This window comes from Corynebacterium sp. HMSC074A01 (genome assembly GCF_001831515.1).
GTDB lineage: Bacteria > Actinomycetota > Actinomycetes > Mycobacteriales > Mycobacteriaceae > Corynebacterium.
In genome coordinates this window covers 1,972-18,392 of the sequence record NZ_KV825601.1, presented here as the reverse complement: position 1 = coordinate 18,392, position 16,421 = coordinate 1,972, and the positions used below count along the sequence as shown (strand labels likewise).

Annotated in this window: 14 protein-coding genes and 1 pseudogene; 7 read left to right on the top strand and 8 right to left on the bottom strand. The window is 66.7% G+C overall.

Annotated elements, in window-relative coordinates:
• The first annotated feature begins 227 nt into the window (after positions 1-227).
• Together HMPREF2550_RS02630 and HMPREF2550_RS02625 are read left to right on the top strand one after the other, a co-directional pair.
• The gene (locus HMPREF2550_RS02630; protein ID WP_070762590.1) at positions 228-2,054 is read left to right on the top strand and encodes a phosphoenolpyruvate carboxykinase (GTP); all 1,827 of its coding nucleotides are present in this window, start codon (positions 228-230) and stop codon (positions 2,052-2,054) included.
• 137 nt (positions 2,055-2,191) lie between these two features.
• Positions 2,192-2,914 (top strand): hypothetical protein, encoded by a 723-nt coding sequence (locus tag HMPREF2550_RS02625; protein WP_239246562.1) that lies wholly within the window; start codon positions 2,192-2,194, stop codon positions 2,912-2,914.
• Positions 2,915-3,208: 294 nt separating this feature from the next.
• Here the strand turns inward: HMPREF2550_RS02625 and HMPREF2550_RS02620 are convergent, their stop codons facing one another.
• Both HMPREF2550_RS02620 and HMPREF2550_RS02615 read right to left on the bottom strand, forming a co-directional pair.
• Complete coding sequence (locus HMPREF2550_RS02620) at positions 3,209-3,628, bottom strand: hypothetical protein (protein WP_038592799.1); 420 nt, start codon at positions 3,626-3,628, stop codon at positions 3,209-3,211.
• A 106-nt stretch (positions 3,629-3,734) separates the two neighbouring features.
• Complete coding sequence (locus HMPREF2550_RS02615) at positions 3,735-4,484, bottom strand: class I SAM-dependent methyltransferase (protein ID WP_070789528.1); 750 nt, start codon at positions 4,482-4,484, stop codon at positions 3,735-3,737.
• A 4-nt stretch (positions 4,485-4,488) separates the two neighbouring features.
• Here HMPREF2550_RS02615 and HMPREF2550_RS02610 point away from each other — a divergent pair, with 4 nt between their 5' ends.
• Entirely contained in the window at positions 4,489-5,571 is a 1,083-nt protein-coding gene (locus tag HMPREF2550_RS02610; protein ID WP_070789527.1) for a glycosyltransferase family 4 protein, read from the top strand.
• On the opposite strand, the gene HMPREF2550_RS02605 is transcribed toward HMPREF2550_RS02610, so the two are convergent.
• On the bottom strand, positions 5,568-6,023 hold the full coding sequence (locus HMPREF2550_RS02605; protein WP_070789525.1) for a DIP1984 family protein: 456 nt from the start codon (positions 6,021-6,023) through the stop codon (positions 5,568-5,570). The genes HMPREF2550_RS02610 and HMPREF2550_RS02605 overlap by 4 nt on opposite strands.
• Positions 6,024-6,372: 349 nt before the next feature.
• Positions 6,373-6,618, bottom strand: coding sequence for a three-helix bundle dimerization domain-containing protein (locus tag HMPREF2550_RS02600; RefSeq protein ID WP_070789523.1), 246 nt, complete (start codon positions 6,616-6,618; stop codon positions 6,373-6,375).
• A gap of 233 nt (positions 6,619-6,851) precedes the next feature.
• Between HMPREF2550_RS02600 and HMPREF2550_RS12000 the strand changes: the two genes are divergently transcribed.
• On the top strand, positions 6,852-7,319 hold the full coding sequence (locus HMPREF2550_RS12000; protein ID WP_141760494.1) for a hypothetical protein: 468 nt from the start codon (positions 6,852-6,854) through the stop codon (positions 7,317-7,319).
• Here the strand turns inward: HMPREF2550_RS12000 and HMPREF2550_RS02595 are convergent.
• Both HMPREF2550_RS02595 and HMPREF2550_RS12430 read right to left on the bottom strand, forming a co-directional pair.
• Positions 7,244-8,683 carry an MmpA family trehalose lipid delivery protein gene (locus HMPREF2550_RS02595; protein ID WP_070789521.1) on the bottom strand — a complete coding sequence of 480 codons (1,440 nt, stop codon included), beginning with the start codon at positions 8,681-8,683 and terminating at the stop codon, positions 7,244-7,246. The two genes, HMPREF2550_RS12000 and HMPREF2550_RS02595, sit on opposite strands and share 76 nt — an antisense overlap.
• Positions 8,667-9,392: a porin PorA family protein gene (locus tag HMPREF2550_RS12430; RefSeq protein WP_070789519.1), complete on the bottom strand. Its 726-nt coding sequence runs from the start codon at positions 9,390-9,392 to the stop codon at positions 8,667-8,669. The genes HMPREF2550_RS02595 and HMPREF2550_RS12430 overlap by 17 nt, the downstream gene beginning before the upstream one ends.
• On the opposite strand from HMPREF2550_RS12430, the gene HMPREF2550_RS11755 reads away from it, so the two are divergent.
• Entirely contained in the window at positions 9,369-10,487 is a 1,119-nt protein-coding gene (locus HMPREF2550_RS11755; protein ID WP_256380811.1) for an acyltransferase family protein, read from the top strand. The genes HMPREF2550_RS12430 and HMPREF2550_RS11755 overlap by 24 nt on opposite strands.
• A 1,136-nt stretch (positions 10,488-11,623) precedes the next feature.
• Here HMPREF2550_RS11755 and HMPREF2550_RS12600 read toward each other — a convergent pair.
• Positions 11,624-13,330: pseudogene (locus HMPREF2550_RS12600) on the bottom strand (alpha-(1->3)-arabinofuranosyltransferase family protein); the annotation flags it as partial.
• 48 nt (positions 13,331-13,378) lie between these two features.
• Positions 13,379-13,588 (bottom strand): DUF2613 domain-containing protein, encoded by a 210-nt coding sequence (locus HMPREF2550_RS02580; protein WP_070789516.1) that lies wholly within the window; start codon positions 13,586-13,588, stop codon positions 13,379-13,381.
• Between the two features lie 67 nt (positions 13,589-13,655).
• On the opposite strand from HMPREF2550_RS02580, the gene HMPREF2550_RS02575 reads away from it, so the two are divergent.
• Entirely contained in the window at positions 13,656-14,882 is a 1,227-nt protein-coding gene (locus tag HMPREF2550_RS02575; protein ID WP_246819726.1) for a glycoside hydrolase family 3 N-terminal domain-containing protein, read from the top strand.
• A 22-nt stretch (positions 14,883-14,904) separates the two neighbouring features.
• Positions 14,905-16,421 (top strand): VanW family protein (locus HMPREF2550_RS02570; RefSeq protein ID WP_070789514.1); only part of this gene is annotated, 1,517 nt, incomplete at its 3' end.

Genomic DNA, 16,421 nt, shown 5'->3' with positions numbered 1-16,421 from the left:
AGTACCAAGCGCCATTCTTTTGCCGATTTGGTGTCCCCATCTACCCCTGAATGGGGCGGTTTGGAGGGTAAAAACGCACGCATTTTTATGGTGTGGATCACGCAAGATCGTCGCTTGCCACCTGGGGTAATGCTAAGGGGACTCGAGGCGAGCCTATTTCAGATACTCTGGAAATCCCGAGGATATGTGCGGGAACATACGCGGACGAAAACTATGAAGGAGAGCACATGACCACTGCCGTACAACGCTTGGAAGGCCCGGCTCCGACCGATAATGAAGAACTTATTGCTTGGGTAAACGAGGCTGTAGAACTCTTCCAGCCCGACAAGGTGGTTTTCGCCGATGGTTCCCAGGAGGAATGGGACCGTCTCGCCGCAGAGCTGGTGGAGAAGGGCACCCTGATCAAGCTCAACGAGGAGAAGCGCCCGAACTCCTTCCTGGCCCGCTCTAACCCGTCTGACGTTGCCCGCGTGGAGTCCCGCACCTTCATTGCCACCGAGGAGGAAGAGGGCGCTGGCCCCACCAACAACTGGATGAAGCCGTCCGCGCTCAAGGAAGAGATGACGGAGCACTTCTCCGGTTCCATGAAGGGCCGCACCATGTACGTCGTGCCCTTCTGCATGGGCCCGATCAGCGACCCGGACCCGAAGCTGGGCGTGCAGCTGACAGACTCCGCTTACGTGGTCATGTCCATGCGCGTGATGACCCGTATGGGCCAGGAAGCTCTGGACAAGATTCAGGGCGATAAGTTCGTCCACTGTCTGCACTCCGTCGGTGCACCGCTGGCTGAGGGCGAAGAGGACGTCGCCTGGCCGTGCAATGACACGAAGTACATCTCCCAGTTCCCCGAGACCAAGGAGATCTGGTCCTACGGCTCCGGCTACGGCGGCAACGCCATCCTGGCCAAGAAGTGCTACGCCCTGCGCATTGCTTCCGTGATGGGGAAGGAAGAGGGCTGGATGGCTGAGCACATGCTCATCCTCAAGCTGACCAGCCCGGAGGGCAAGAACTACTACATCGCGGGTGCGTTCCCGTCTGCATGTGGCAAGACCAACCTGGCCATGATCACCCCGTCGCTGGAGGGCTGGACTGCGGAGGTCGTCGGCGACGATATTGCGTGGCTGCACCTGAAGGAGGACGGCCTGTACGCCGTCAACCCGGAGAACGGCTTCTTCGGCGTCGCCCCGGGTACGAACTACAAGTCCAACCCGATCGCCATGCGCACCATGGAACCGGGCAACACCCTGTTCACCAACGTCGCGCTGACCGATGATGGTGACGTGTGGTGGGAGGACATGGACGGCGAGGCGCCGGAGCACCTCATCGACTGGCGCGGCAACGACTGGACCCCGGCGTCCAGCGAGAAGGCTGCACACCCGAACTCCCGTTACTGCGTGGCCATCGAGCAGTGCCCGACTGCAGCCCCCGAGTTCGACGATTGGAAGGGCGTCAAGCTCGACGCGATCCTGTTCGGCGGTCGCCGCCCGGACACCGTCCCGCTTGTCACCCAGGCCCTGAGCTGGGAGCACGGCACCCTGATCGGCGCGATGCTCGCCTCCGGCCAGACCGCCGCCTCCGCTGAGGCCAAGGTTGGCTCCCTGCGTCACGACCCGATGGCGATGCTGCCGTTCATCGGCTACAACGTCGGCGACTACTTCCAGAACTGGCTGGACATGGGCGAGCGCGGCGGCGACCGTCTGCCGTCCATCTTCCTGGTCAACTGGTTCCGCCGCGGTGAGGACGGCCGCTTCCTGTGGCCGGGCTTCGGCGACAACTCCCGCGTTTTGAAGTGGATCGTCGACCGTATCGAGGGCAAGGTCGACGCGGACCAGACCCCGGTGGGCAACACCGCCAAGGTGGAGGACCTGGACCTGACCGGCCTGGATACCCCAGTCGAGGACGTCAAGGAAGCCCTGTACCCGGATCCGGAGCTGTGGGCACACGATGTGGAAGACGCCCGCGAGTACCTCGAGGGCCTCGGCTCCCGCGTGCCGAAGGAGCTCTTCGACCAGCTCGACCAGCTCTCCGAGCGCGTGAAGGCAGCACGCTCCTAACTTGCTGATACAAAAAGGCCCGCCAGGTGGCGGGCCTTTTGTTGTGCGAGTTTCGCGGCGGGGCGTTGACTTTTGATCACATCCCTGGGCACTTCACTTGGGCTGTTCTACATCATTACTGTGGCAGTATTCAAGTTATGAAATCAGTCACGAGGGATGCGGTAGTTGGTGCCCTGGGGGCAGCTCGGATGGCCCCATATCTTTCTGCTGCAGACGGCAACAAGAAAAGGGCTCTTGCGCTGTATCGGTGGAGTGTCGAGTTGGGGGCATCGGTTCAAGTAACATTGGGCATTACTGAGGTACTTGTTCGCAACGCGATGAATGAGAAGTTGCAGGAGTGGAACCGTCGGGAAACCGGTAATCCTAGTTGGCTTCTCGACGCTCCGGCTTCCCCGCTGAGAGGCCTTACTCAAGGCAAGCGACGAGAGGCGTTGAGACGAGCGAGGAAGTCTGCGGGCAATCGTTCGATGGATCATCCTCGCTATGGGGCTGAGATTACGCATGATGATGCATTGGCGAACACCATGTTTGGGATGTGGAAAGACATTCTCCCTAACCATCACCCTGATGCTGATCCGGAGAAGAGAGAGAACAGGAATCGTGTTCGGATGTGGGAAGAAGCGCTAGAAGCAGCGTTTCCGTATGAATTAGATCCTGACGGGCACACGACGTACTGGAGAGTAGCCCACCTTCATTTGCTGCGTAATCGAGTGTCGCACATGGATAGTTTGCTCAATGTTGACGTGCTCGATGTGATTGGTGACGCTTTTTCGCTGGTTGGGAGCATAGACCCAGTTCTCGAGCAGTGGCTCACGGGCACGAGCACCGTCAAGAAAATTTACTCGGCCCGCCCCCAGTAGAGAAAAAGGAAAAGCCTACCGGCGCAAATTGTCCTGTAGACCTTTCCTCACTCATAGCGAGGGACCTTGTCCTCACTTTCTCTACCGCCATTTTACCCATGGAAAGGTTCAACGCAAGTTACCCAAGGATCAAACATCGCTCTGGTAGACGGTGTGTGCGGCCTAAAGAGTCGACTGCTAAGAAACCACGCGATCGTGATGTATCGCCGCGTCGTGCTGGCAGATCCCACAAGTTCGGAAGTGAAGACGGACTGCCGTGTCACGATGCTCCTTGTACGTCGTTACTGCTCGACGCTATTGCACAGTGATGGTGACAACTTGTGGTGCTTCGAAGCTCTTTACTATCGCGTGGCCTTCCAACTGCCTCTTACCGGAGGAAAGGGCAACGGCGTTAGAACAGGACGCGTCAATGCGTTCTTCGCCTGGCTTGAGCTCCCAGTAGTAGACGGAATTCTTGTCGGTGTAGTGCACTTTTTCCTGGCGCAGGCCTCCAAGTTGGCATACACCTGCTGACTTTCCATCTACCGTGACGACCTGGATTACAGACTTCTCGCCGCGGGGCTCTACGGTCGGTGCCTTCGAGGAAGATCCCCCAACCTCGATAGCTGTCACAATGTAAACCAGCGCAATCACGCTGGCCAGAAGCGCTCCTACAGTTTGCAGGGTGAAAGGCAATTGCTTCATGGCGGCTTGAACTTGGGATGGGAGTTGCATTGCTGTCCTTCTCTTTAGGGGGATCATCGATACGGGCTGCCACTGTCGGCCGTATCAAGGTGATTATCCACCAAGTACCCGGTAAGAGCAATGGAGTCTGGCGAACCTACCCCCGCAGCACGAGCACCAGGTTCGATACCGCGAACTCGCGTAGCACGGGTACGCGTGTGAGCCACCACGCCCAGTGTGGGTGGTAGCGCGGGAAGGCGAAGAGCAACCGTCCGGTCGACTCCGCCCACTCGAGCCCCTCGCGGGCCGAGACCGCGAACAGGGAGGTGCCCCACACGTTCTTGGGCGGTGTTCCGTGTTTCCGCTCGTACCGACGCCGGGCGAACTCGCCGCCGACGTAGTGCTCCCACAGCCCGGTCTCGTGGCCGCCGAAGGGGCCCAGCCACACGGTATACGACAGCACGACGAGCCCGCCGGGTTTTGCTACGCGCAGCATCTCCTCGCCCATGGTGCGCCAATCAGGAATGTGTTCGGCCACGTTGGAGGAGTAGACGAGGTCGAAGGAGCCGTCGGCAAAGGGCAGGTGCGCCCCGTCGCCGCGCACCGCGCCGAAGCCGGAAAGTCCTGCTGCGGAAAGCTCGGAGACATCCGGTTCCATGCCGACGTAGAAGGTGTCCGCGAAGGCGTCGGCGAAGTAGCCTGGCCCGCCGCCGACGTCCAACACCGAAGTCCCAGTGAGGCCGGATGGGCAGGGACAGGTGGTGTCCTGCCACAGGGCGTCGAGAAGCGAACGGGTGTCGCGCGCCAGGCCGGAGTAGAACACGGCGGGGCGGAACTGCTCGTAGGTGAACGAGCGCAATAGGCGCAGCGAACGTGTCAACGTGGCGAGGCGGCGGGTACGGTACATAGCAATGAAGATACTGCTGATGTGCTGGCGCGACTCCACCCACCCGCAGGGCGGCGGCAGCGAACGCTACCTGGAGCGCGTCGGCGAGTACCTCGCGGCGCAGGGACACGAGGTTATTTTTCGCACCTCCAGCCACACTGACGCGCCACGGCGCAGCACGCGCGGCGGCATCCGCTTCGAGCGTGCTGGGGGTAAGTACGGCGTGTACGTGCTGGCACCGCTGTCTATTTGGCGCAACCGGCCGGACGTGATCGTGGATACGCAGAACGGGATCCCGTTTTTCGCGCGCCTGTTTACGCGCCGGCCGGTCGTGCTGCTTACGCACCACTGCCATAAGGATCAGTGGCCGGTGGCGGGCCCGATTATCGGGCGGTTGGGCTGGTTTTTGGAGTCCAAGGTGGCGCCGCGGGTGTATCGGGGTGCGCGGTACGTGACGGTGGGGGAGGCGTCGAGAAGCGATCTGGTTGCGCTCGGCGTGGACGCGGGCGACATCGCGATCGTGGAAAACGGCGTGGACCCTATCCCGGACGCGCTGCCCGTGGTGCCAAACGACGGGAAGGTGCACGTGGTGACCCTGTCGCGGCTGGTGCCGCACAAGCGCATCGAGCACGCGATCGATGCGATCGCTGGGCGCAAGGATGTGGTGTTAGACATCATCGGCTCCGGCTGGTGGGAGGACCGCTTGCGCGAATACGCGGCGGACCGGGCCGAGATCTGCTTCCACGGGCACGTCAACGACGCCTACAAGCACGCCCTGCTCTCTCGCGCGGCGCTGCACCTCATGCCGAGCGCGAAGGAGGGGTGGGGCATCGCGGTCGTGGAGGCGGCAGCGCACGGCGTGCCGACTATCGGCTACCGCAGCGCCGGCGGCGTCAACGACTCCATCATCGATGGGGAAACCGGCGTGCTCGTGGACACCAAGGCGCAGTTCAGCAAAGCGGTGGAGCGCCTGCTTGCCGACGCCACCCTGCGCCACCGGCTCGGCACCGCCGCCAAAGCGCGCGCGGGCGAGTACTCCTGGGAGGCGACCGGGGCGAAGTTCGCCGCGGTGCTGGATGACGTGGTTGGTGACGTGGCGGGGCGCTAGCGCAGCTCGGTCGACCAGTTCAGCTGCTGGATCTTCGTATCCAGTTGGCGGTACTCCTTGGAGGCGGCGTCTGCCATCTTGCGCAGTGCGGCCGCATCCACGGTGGGCACGTAGCGCACCTCGGAACGCGAGTAGCGGTCCATCCGCGCCGTCGCCGAGTCCGCGACCGCGGAGTAGAAGCGGCCCGCGCGGACCAGCGCGTCGCGGCGCGCGATTGCGTCGGTCAGCGTGGCGTCGCCCTCGAACGGTGTGACCGAGTTGGTGTGGTTGATGCGGCGCACCAACACCTCGATCTGCTCCAGCACGTGCGCTGCCTCTTTGAGCAGCTCGGCTGGGTCCTCGGCGGGCTCGTCGCCCTCCTGCACGCGCGCCTGCTCAACCAGGCGGGAGCGCAGCTCTTCTAGGCGGTGCTGCGCCTCGGCGCGTTGTGCGAGTGCTTCTGCAAGCAACATGGTGGCCCCTTTCCTCCTGCTAAAAGGTATGCGTCCCCGTATCCCAACCCTCACGGGCCCCAGGGGCGGGCGCGCCTTCCAACACTTCGGTGATACTCAATTATTCGTGCGTTCCCATGCGGGGAGTGCTCGTGTACTCGATGCAGGCCGGGTGCGTTGTACAGGGGTAGCCCGTCGGCGAAGGGCCTGATCAGAGTCGCCAGCCATTGCCCGGACTGGCGCGGGTGAGTGTTCGCTAAGACGCACGCCGCGGGTCCCGGGAATGCCCGCTACCGACAGCATGATGGGCACAAGCATAACAAAACCGCGGCCCTTCTCGCTGGGAGAAAGGGCCGCGGTTGCTGAAAATTTAGGCTGCGGTGGCCGGCCACAGGTTGCCGGAGCGCAGACGGGCGCTCATCTCTGCCTCAACCAGGACCGGGATGAAGTGGTCCAGGGTGGCGCTACGGCGGTGGGCCCGGAGGACCGCGTCGAAAGCATCGCCGATCTCATCGGCGGGGAACTCGCTCGACCACTCAGTGATCAGGTCCTCGCGGATGTTGCGCAGTGCGCGCTCGCGGATAATGGAAAAGTCGATGTTGTTGATGTCCTGCATGATGTGCTCCTTTATTCGTGGTAGTTCCCCCGGACTACCGGGTATGTAACCTTTTGTTCATCCGCAGTTAACTTTAGCCGTGGCGTGCAGATAGTGCAAGGGTGGCAATGATTGGACTTTGTCATTAATTGGTAGCGGCCAACTAAAGTGTAAATATGTGCAGGTAGCGGCGTTTTTCGCGGGAGGACGATTTTGTGAATAAAAATAGGAGTGAGTGTTGTTACGCTTGTGGTATGGCGAATCTCGAAGGTAACCGCAGGGTAAACGGTGCTCCCTTAGCCATCCTGATTGTGGCTACGGTGCTGGTTTTGGCCCTTGTAGGTGGACCCCGTCCTGATCCGTTCGACTGGCTCCTTTTAGCGCTCTTCGCTGCGTACGCCTTCTTCTACGCGCGCATCACCCTGCACGTGCGCGTAGATGACACAGCGCTGCACTTGAGCCTGGCAGGCCGCGAAACCGCAATTCCGCTTGCGCGCATCACCGGTGTTGATGAGGTGGGGCCGCAGCCGAGCGTGTGGACCTGGATGTTCTCCCCGCCGCACGTAAGTGGTCCACGCGAGGTCGACGGCGCTGAGTGTTATTCCGTCGGCGGCCCGACAGTACGCATCAACACCCTAGATGGCGACTACGCCGTTTCCGTGGCGGACCCCACGACTTTCGCCGCTGCACTGCGCGAGCGCCTTAATGCAGCGAGGGCGTAGCCCAGCGCCGCCAAGTAACCTGCGAAAAGCGCCAGCCCCACCGGCGGCAGCCCGCGCGCGGCCGCACCCGTTTCCAGCACGCGCCCGTCCGGGTAGACCACCAGTCCGATCTCGAGCTCACGCAGCCGCGTCGTATCCACCGGCTCCTGCTCCACGGCCTCGTGCGCTGCGACCCATCGGGGAGAGGGCGGGTCGACGAGTGTGCCGTCGACAAGCAGGGCCCCGGACTCCACCACATTCATCTGCTTTGGTGCCGGATCGACGGTCGGCTCGCCGCGCACGAGCGTCAGCGGGGCGCGCTCGGCGAAGAAGACGTCGCGGCCCGCGTGCGCGACGGTCGGCGCCTCCACCGCGGTCGGCCGCAGCTTCTCGACGCTCACCGCACCGTCCGGCACCTGCAACAGTGCACACGCGAGCGCGGCCGCGGCGCGACGCGGGGTCAGCGCGCCCGCCGCCGCGACGAAGGCCGGGATGGCCAGGATGAGCGACTTCTGCGCGTCGCGGATAAGCCCGCCGCCGGGTACATGCGTGACGACCGGCTCGGTGAGTCCCGCCCACGACGCGAGCGCGACCGCAAAACCCGCACCGGCCAGGGCGAGCCAGCGGCGCGGGACCGCGCGCCAGCCCAGCGCGAGCAGGATGAACAGGGGAATGCCGAGGAGGGCAAAGCCTGCCGCACGCGAGGCCGGGACCGCTGCCGAATTCCAGATACCACCCAGGCCCATCAGCGCGCCGAGCGTGCCCACGTACTGCTCCGCGCGCGGGGCGAAGGCGGCGGCGCTTGCCGCAGTGGCGGTGCCACCCCCGGTGGCGAGCACGCCCGAGACCACCCACGGGGCGCAGGCCAGTACCGCGATGACCACGCCCGCCCGGTTGCGGACGAAGCACGCCGCGGCGAGCGCGCCAGTCGGGGTCAGCGACGCCACCCACTGCGCCAGCGGGCTAGTCCGCCCGCCGAGCGCTACCAGGGGAATAAGCCACGCCGCCACGGCGAGTGACCACTGACCCTGCAGGAGGCGCTCGATGACGAAGGGGTTCCACACCGCGACCGTCATCGCCGCGGCCTTGCCTAGCGGGTGGGTGCCGAGTCGGTGGCCGGCAAAGGCGGCGGCCGCGGCGGCGCTGATGACCAGCGCGCGGACGAAGAAAACGGGGAACGGGACCATCCCTAGCAGTGCGTCCTGCGGGACGTTGCGCGCGGGCAGGTCGCCGAAGCCGAGGGAAGCGCGGGTGAGCGCCATGTCGGGAAGCACCATCATGTCGCGCAGCGCAAGGGCCTCGCCGGGCAGGAAAAACGGCCAGGTCAGGCCGAGTACCAGCAGGGCGCCGTAGGCGGGCAGCAGGTATTTAGCTGCGCCGCGCAAGGAGCACCAACGCCCAGATAAGGGCAACCACCGCGATCAGCCGGGTCACCAACGCCATGATCTGTAAAGCCCGCAGCCAGGTGACCTTCCCGCGCGCGGTGTCGACCGCGTCGGCCTTGGAGTCCTCGCTGAGTGTCCAGACGCCGGAGGGGAGGGACCACGATTCGTCGAGAAGCATGCCGGTGCGGCGCTCCACATCGACGGTGCGCTGGGCATCGTCGGGAAGCGTGGCGCGGTACTGGTAGGTCTCCAGCCCGCCGACCGAGCCCGGGCCGAGGTAGTCGAGCGGCACCATGGTCTGCGAGCGCGGATCGAAGTACGGGTACGAGCGGCGCTCCGGGCGATACGGCAGGTACACGCCGACGCCGTGGCGTTCCTTCTCCGGAAACGCGGTGGTTGGGTTGATCCGGAAGGAGTCGGTGTACGCCTCGGGGCCGTCCTGCTCGGTGCTCAGCGTGTAGACGTCCTTCTCCTTGCCTGTCTCGGGGTCTGGCTCGGTGGACTTGTCCAGCGTGGTCGTGCGCGTGAACTGCTGGCCGTCGGGGCCGTCAAAAATCACGGACTGCGTGCCTGTTTCAAGCGGGCGCTGGTAAGCGATGACGATGGGGGAAGCGAGGTTACACGCCAGCGCGACGACCACGATGCCGGCGGCCCACGCCAGCTTGCGCTTCTTTACAATGTCCACATCGAACAGCTCACCGAAACCCACACCAGAAACTCTAACCTACTGCCAGAACTCGAGGGTCTGCGCGGCGTGGCCGCCCTCGGGATCCTCATCACGCACGTTGCCTTCCAAACCGCGAACGACTCGCCACTGCTCGCGCGCTTCGACTACTTCGTCGCTGTTTTTTACGCGCTCTCCGCGTTCGTGCTCGCCCGGCGCGGGCCGCGGCCCGGGTACTTCGCGCGGCGCGCAGCCCGCATCGTGCCCGCGTACGTGGTGTGCGTGGCGGTCGTGCTGCTCGCGCTGCCCGCGCTCAGCGAGGTGAGCGCGGGCCAGGCGGTGGCGAACCTGCTCATGGTGCAGATCTACGTGCCCGATGGGCTCATCGCCGCACTGACTCAGCTGTGGTCGCTGTGCGTGGAGGTGGCCTTTTACCTGGTGCTACCGCTCTACCTGGCGTTTCGTGGGCGGGCGCGCTGGCTGGTGCTGGCCGTCAGCGTGGTCGTCGGCCTGGTGTGGCCGTGGGCGATCGAGCCGTTTTCCGACCCCGAGGTAGTCAACCTGCAGATCTGGCCGCCGTCGTACACCCCCTGGTTTGCCGTCGGGCTCGTGTGCGCGGAACTCGAGCGCGCCGGGGTGCGCTACCGCGGGCCGCGCTGGCCGTTCCCGTTGTTGGCGATGCCGGTGGCGTGGGTCGCAGGCGTTGTCGGCCCGGAGGGGCTTACCCACCCCACCCCGGCCGAGTTCAACGTGCGCGTCCTGCTCGGCGCGTGCTTCGCCGCCATGTTCGTCGCGCCCTACGCGCTCGGCCCCCGCGACCACGACACGCTTCTGTCCTCGCGGCCCGCGCTTCTGAGCGGGCGCTGGTCCTACTCCGTGTTCCTGTGGCACATGGCGGTGCTCGACCTGGTCTTCCCCGTGCTCGGGGTACCCGTCTTCGGCGGCAACTTCGTCCTCGTCCTGGCGGTGACGGCGGCCGCCAGCCTGGCTGTCGGCTACATCTCCTACGAGTTGGTGGAAGTGCCCGGCGCGCGGCTGGTGCGCGCGGTGCTGGCGCGGCGCGACTCCTCCCGGTCCGGCCACGCCAGGCACGCCACCGCGAAGCAGCCGACGACCGGGAGCAGCGTCGAGCCCGCATAGCTTGCCGACGGCCACGGGGCCCGCGCCAGCACCAGCCCGCCAACCACCAGCGCACCCGAAGATAACCAACTGGCGGGCAGGAGCGTGTAGCGGCGGATCGCCCACGCGGACACCCCGGCGACCAGTCCGGTGACGGGGCCTGCGGCGAAGGCGGCGAGCAGTAGTGCGGCGCGGTCAATACGGGGCAGCTCCTTCGGCGCAAAGGGCGCGCCACTACGCCGGCGCACCACGACAACCAGGCAGGCCAGCGCCACCAGCGCGGAAAACGCACCGCCGATGAACAGCGAGTTCCGGTACGTCGCCTCGCCGGCGAAGTGCATGCGGAACTCGCCGGAGGCTCCGGCGGGGAGGGTGAAGGCCTGGGTGGCGGCGTCGATAAGCGAGGGCTCGAGTTCCTTCCCGCCGACGGTGGCGCGCAGCCCGGAGTTGAAGGCGCGGGTGGTGATGATGGTGCGCGGGTGGTCGGCGGGCGCGATCGTGGCGGGCAGCGGCTCCCACGCGGCGGTGGGCACGCGGTCGCGGGTAAGTGTGATCGTTTCGCGGCGGGTGAACAGCTCGTGCGTGCCGGCGGGCAGTTCTACCTCGCCGGCCGCGTGGCGCACACCGTCGATGGTGGCGGGCGCGCTCAGGTGCCAGGTGGCGTCGGTGGCGGTGGTGAAGCGGCGCTGGATGACCTGCGTGTCGGGGAAGTGGCGCTGGAAGAAGTAGGTATCCGCGGTGCCTTCGACCTCCACGATGCGGGATGGGCCCGCGTCCACCTCGGCGATGCCTGTGCGCTCAGTCAGCGTGATGCGCGTGGTGCCGGGGGCGTGGATCGTGCGCGGCTCGCCCGCCACCAGGGTGACGCGGCGCTCGGGCCCGCCGGACAGCGTGACGACGGTATCGCGCGTCGCAGTAAGAGTCAGCCGCGCGTCCACGGGCGGGACCTCGATCCAGGGGTCGCGATCACCCGGCGCGGGCCACCACGCGGTCTCGGCAAGCCCGTCGAAGGCGCTGGTCAGAGACGCGCCGGGCACAGCACCCCCGAACGCGCCCGCGTCCGCCGCCGAGGAGGAGGCGCGCGCTTTTCCGCCGTCTTCTGCCACGGCGACGCGCGTACCCGCCGAGGGGTAGTCGGTGAGCCGGTTGCCCACGTTGCCGCCCTCGCCCTCGGCACGCTGCGCGGACTGCGCGCCGCGCAGCGTGCCGTAGTTGCGCTCGGCCAAGGCGGGGGTGTCGGTGATGATGTCGGGCTGCGCCTGCTTCTCGACGAGCCGCGCCGGGAAATACCCGTACTCAGCCCACAGCAGCGGGAGCACCTCGCCGCCGCCGTCGACAGTCACGGGTTCCGCGTCGGTGAGCATGGCGTCGCGGGTTGGCTCGAGCATGTAGATGTCTACACCGCTGCCAGAATCTTCGCGGAAGCTGGCGGCGGGCTCGCCCAGGTTGCGCGCGGCGCGGTCGGCGGCGTGCGGGTCGGCACCCTCGAGGTCGTGGCGGACCACCACCGCGCCGACGCCGATCGCGCGCAGCGCTTCCGGGTCGACGGCGCGGACCTGGCCGTCGAGGCCGCGGATGGCCTCCGGGTCGACGAGCGGGACGGCGTCGCGAAAGGCGAAGCGGGTATCAGTCAGCGCCTGGATCGGCTCGTCGCGGGTCCAGCCCCAGTCCTGGCGGGCGAAGGAGGACGCCGGTACGACGAGGGCGCGGGTGCCCGCGGCGTGCTCGTCAAGCCACTCGCCTGCGGCGACCCACTGCGGGGAGATCTCCGTCCACGTGCCCTCCGGCAGCAGGCGCAGCGACCAGGCCGGGGCCACGGCGACCGCGCCTGCGAGCACCACGCCCGCGGCGCGGGGCCGGTCGACGCGCGCGAGCAAGTGGCCCACGCCCATGGCCAGGGGCAGGCGGACGAGTGGGGCGAATTTGTGGAGGTTGCGAAAGGGGGCGAGTGGGCCGTCGAGAAGCGGGGCGAAAGCGTGGGCGGAGCACAGCAGCGCGAAGCCGCAGGCGAGCATGACCACCCAGACCCCGCGCCACGGGGTGTTGCGGCGGGCGAGGCCGGCGAGGCCGAAGGCGGCGATGAGTGCGGTGGCCAGCACGAAGACCGGTTCGCCGACGAGCAGGACGCCGGCGGTGCGCTCCGTGTCGACGAACGGGGCCCAGCTGGTGGTGCCGCGCAGGACCTCGATGGGGGTGAGCCAGGCGGTGGTGACGGAGGCGGATTCGATGAACTCGGTAAACGGTGGCGAGTAGCGGCCGAGCACGAGGAGTGGGCCGATCCACCACGCGGAGACCGCCGCCGCGCCCAGGGTGAAGTACGCGGCCTGGGCGTAGGCGCGGCGGTACAGCAACACGATGAGTGCGGGCAGGCAGGCGGCGATGGTGGCGGTGGCGTTGACCGCGCCCATCGCCGCCACCGCGAGCACGGCACCGGCCACGCGTGGGCGGGCGCGGGTCAGCGGGATCAGCGTCCACGGGACGAGCGCGACCGGCCAGGCCTCCGAGGAGATCGCGGTGAGCGTGGTGAGGATGCGCGGCGAGAGCGCGTACAACAAGGCGGCGCTGGCCTGCGGCAGTGTCCCGCGCACGCCCGTGCGGCGCGCGAGGATGAGCGCGCCCGAGTACGCCAGGCAGACAAGCAGCGTCCACCACGTGCGCTGCGCGAGCCACTCGGGGGCGCCGATGGCGTCGGCAAGCAAGAAGAATGGCCCCTGCGGGAAGAGGTAACCGTAGGCCTGGTTCTGCACCTGGCCTAGGGGGAACTCGTCGGTGTACGCGTGGGTGGCGCGGGAAAGGAAGCGCGCCGGGTCGACGAACAGGTTGAGCTTGGTGTCCGCGGCGACCTCGCCTGGCGGCTGGAACAACGCGGTGCAGGCCAGCAGCAGCCAGCCGACGACGTGCGCGCGCAAGGGCTACTCCCGGGAGCCGTACTCCGGCCCGCCGAGCACAGCCTCATCTGCCGTGACGGCACCGCCCTGCGGCACGGTGCTCTGCCCGGAGACCGCCGCCACGCCAAGTACCCCGGCCACGCCCAGGATCACCCCGACGACGGCGGAGGCGAGCACCGGGTTCGCCGCACGACGCGGCAACGACGCTGGCAGGTTGAATACTCGGTGGGACATGGGCGAAAGCCTACCAGCAGGACTACACTAGTAGCGTTTTCGCAGAACAAGTAGAGGGGGTGTGTCCGTGGCACGGGAGCTACAACCGGCGCTGCAACCGGCCCAGTGGCGGGCGGTGGCGCTCACCGTCGGCGGCGTTGTCGTCGCGGCGGTCCTCGCCTTCTCTTTGAGCGCGCGCGTGCCCAGCGAGCCGGAACCGCCCCAGGTCGCAGCGCCCGCTCCGCAATCACCGTCTGTAGCGCCAGAGCCGCCAGCACCACCCGCGCCGCCAGCACCACCCCCGCCGAGCCCTGCCCAGCAGCGGGTGCCGCAAGACCTGCGCGCCAAGGTCGCCTCGCTGATGGTGGTGGGCGTGAGCAACGAGCGGCAGGCGCGCGCAGCTTTGGACCAGGGCGTCGGCGGGCTGATCATCCCTAGCTGGGCGGACCCGGCGCTGCTTACTGCCGAGGGCCACAACATCGACGCGCTGCGCGCCGAGTACCGCTACCCGTTTTCCGTCGCCATCGACTTTGAGGGCGGGCGCGTGCAGCGCCATACCGACGTGCTCGGCCAGTTCATGGCCCCACGCGAGCTGGCCACCCGCCCGCCCGAGGTGATCCAAGGCACCGGCTACGACATCGGGCGGTCCTTGCGCGCCCGCGGCGTGAACGTGGATTACGCCCCGCTTTTGGATCTCGACGTCACGGGGCTCGCCATCGTCGGCGACCGCGCCTTCAGCGGCCACCCCGAGGAAGTCGTGCGGGTCGGCACCCTCTTCGCGCAAGGGCTTATCGACGCCCACGTCACCCCCACCTTCAAACACTTCCCCGGCCACGGCCGCGCCTCGGGCGACACGCACCACGAACTTGCCGTCACCCCGCCGCTGGACCAGGTACGCGAGCTAGACATGCGCCCCTTCGGCCCGCTGCTTGCCCGCTTTCCGCGCGCCAGCGTGATGATGGGGCACATGATCGTGCCCGGGATGGGGCCTGAGGGCGTGCCCAGCTCGCTGAATCCTGAGGCCTACCGCATCCTGCGCGAGGGTGACTACCCGGGCGGGGCACCCTTCGACGGCGTGGTGGTCACCGACGATTTGTCCGGCATGCGCGGCATCCTGGACTACGCGCCGACCCCGGAAGCTGTCAAGCTCGCCATCGCCGCTGGTGCCGACCAGGCGCTGTGGTCCTCTGGTGCGGATATCCCGCACGTGATTGATGTGGTGGTCGCCGCTGTGGAGTCCGGGGAGCTGTCCGAGGCGCGCGTCGACGAGGCTGCGGTGCGTACCCAGCAGCAGTTACTCGACGTCGGGTTATAGCGGCCTGTGTACCCTGTGTGAGGTGAGTATTTCCCATCGGCAAAAGTCCCGGGGCCGCGCGGGCACGATCGCGCTCGGCACCGTCCTCGGCCTGCTCGCAGTCGTCTTGGCCATCTACCTGGCGGACTTGGCACTCAACCGCGGCAACGTCCCACGCGGGACCACCGTGGGCGGCGTCGCCATCGGCGGGATGTCCCCCGACGAGGCACGCGAGCACCTCAAAGAGGAGCTCGGCGGGGTAGCGGGCACGCCGGTAGAGATCAGCGCCGCAGGCAAGCGCGCGCAGCTCGTGCCCGCCAACGCGGGGTTGGACATTGACTGGCAAGGCACGGTGGACGCCGCCGGTACCCAGTCCGCCAACCCTATCCCTCGGTTGGTAGGACTGTTCCGGACGCACGAAGTAGAGGCCCAAAGCAGCATCGACGAGGCCAAGCTCCGCCCGGAACTTGTCCGCGTGCAGGACGAGCTCTACCTCGCCCCGAAAGACGGCAGCATCCACATCGAAGGCGGCAAGGCCGAAGTGAAGGACCCGGAGTTGGGCCAAGAGGTCAACCCGGGCACGCTGCGCGAGGCCGTGACCAGTAACTGGCTCGACCCCGAGGGCGTCGAGGTCGAACCGGATCCCGTGCAGCCAGCGATCAACGACGAAGTGATCAAGGAAGCGATGGATGGGCCGGTGAAAACGGCGCTGTCCGGACCGCTGACCGTCAACGGCCGCGAGGACGCAACCGCCGTCATCCCAGCCGCGCGCATGGGCGAGGTCGTAGAATTTCCCAACGTGGACGGCGCGATCGTGCCCAAGGTGCACCGCGACGTCGCGGGCGCTATCCTGGGCGAAACACTCGACGCCACCCAGGCCGAGATGCGCAACGCCCGCGTGCTCGAAGGCGGCGGCGTTGAGCCGTCTACCGACGGCATCGCCGTGGACTGGGACGCCACCTTCACAGGATTCGAGGACCGCCTCCTGCGCGACGGCGAGCGCACCTGGGACGCAGACTACAAACCGGTGCCAGCGGACTTCACCACTGAGGAAGCCGAGAACGCCACCTTTGACCAGGAGGTCAGCTCCTTTTCCACCGGCGGCTTCTCCGGAGCTTCAGGCACCAACATCGCGCTCGTGGCCCAGGCCGTCAACGGCGCGATTGTGAACCCCGGCGAGACCTTCTCCCTCAACGGCTACACCGGCCCACGCGGCACAGCACAGGGGTACGTGGAATCCGGCATCATCATCAACGGACGCTCCGGCATGGCCGTCGGCGGCGGCATCTCCCAGTTCGCCACCACCTTGTACAACGCCGCCTACTTCGGCGGCATGACCGACATCGCGCACACGCCGCACTCCTACTACATCTCCCGCTACCCGGCCGGGCGCGAAGCCACCGTCTACGAGGGCGCAATCGACCTGCAGTTCCGCAACGACTCGCCCACCCCGGTACGCATCCAGACGGGCGTTTCCGACGGCGAGATCACCGTGCGCCTCATGGGCGTCAAACACGTCAACGTGGAGTCCTCCAACGGCGGGCGCTGGGCGCAGACCCA

What these genes read in the sequence shown, in the direction of transcription:
- HMPREF2550_RS02630 (WP_070762590.1), top strand. Translation starts at nt 228, where the DNA reads ATGACCACTGCCGTACAACGCTTGGAAGGCCCGGCTCCGACCGATAAT.
- HMPREF2550_RS02625 (WP_239246562.1), top strand. Translation starts at nt 2,192, where the DNA reads ATGAAATCAGTCACGAGGGATGCGGTAGTTGGTGCCCTGGGGGCAGCT.
- HMPREF2550_RS02620 (WP_038592799.1), bottom strand. Translation starts at nt 3,628, where the DNA reads ATGCAACTCCCATCCCAAGTTCAAGCCGCCATGAAGCAATTGCCTTTC.
- HMPREF2550_RS02615 (WP_070789528.1), bottom strand. Translation starts at nt 4,484, where the DNA reads ATGTACCGTACCCGCCGCCTCGCCACGTTGACACGTTCGCTGCGCCTA.
- HMPREF2550_RS02610 (WP_070789527.1), top strand. Translation starts at nt 4,489, where the DNA reads ATGAAGATACTGCTGATGTGCTGGCGCGACTCCACCCACCCGCAGGGC.
- HMPREF2550_RS02605 (WP_070789525.1), bottom strand. Translation starts at nt 6,023, where the DNA reads ATGTTGCTTGCAGAAGCACTCGCACAACGCGCCGAGGCGCAGCACCGC.
- HMPREF2550_RS02600 (WP_070789523.1), bottom strand. Translation starts at nt 6,618, where the DNA reads ATGCAGGACATCAACAACATCGACTTTTCCATTATCCGCGAGCGCGCA.
- HMPREF2550_RS12000 (WP_141760494.1), top strand. Translation starts at nt 6,852, where the DNA reads ATGGCGAATCTCGAAGGTAACCGCAGGGTAAACGGTGCTCCCTTAGCC.
- HMPREF2550_RS02580 (WP_070789516.1), bottom strand. Translation starts at nt 13,588, where the DNA reads ATGTCCCACCGAGTATTCAACCTGCCAGCGTCGTTGCCGCGTCGTGCG.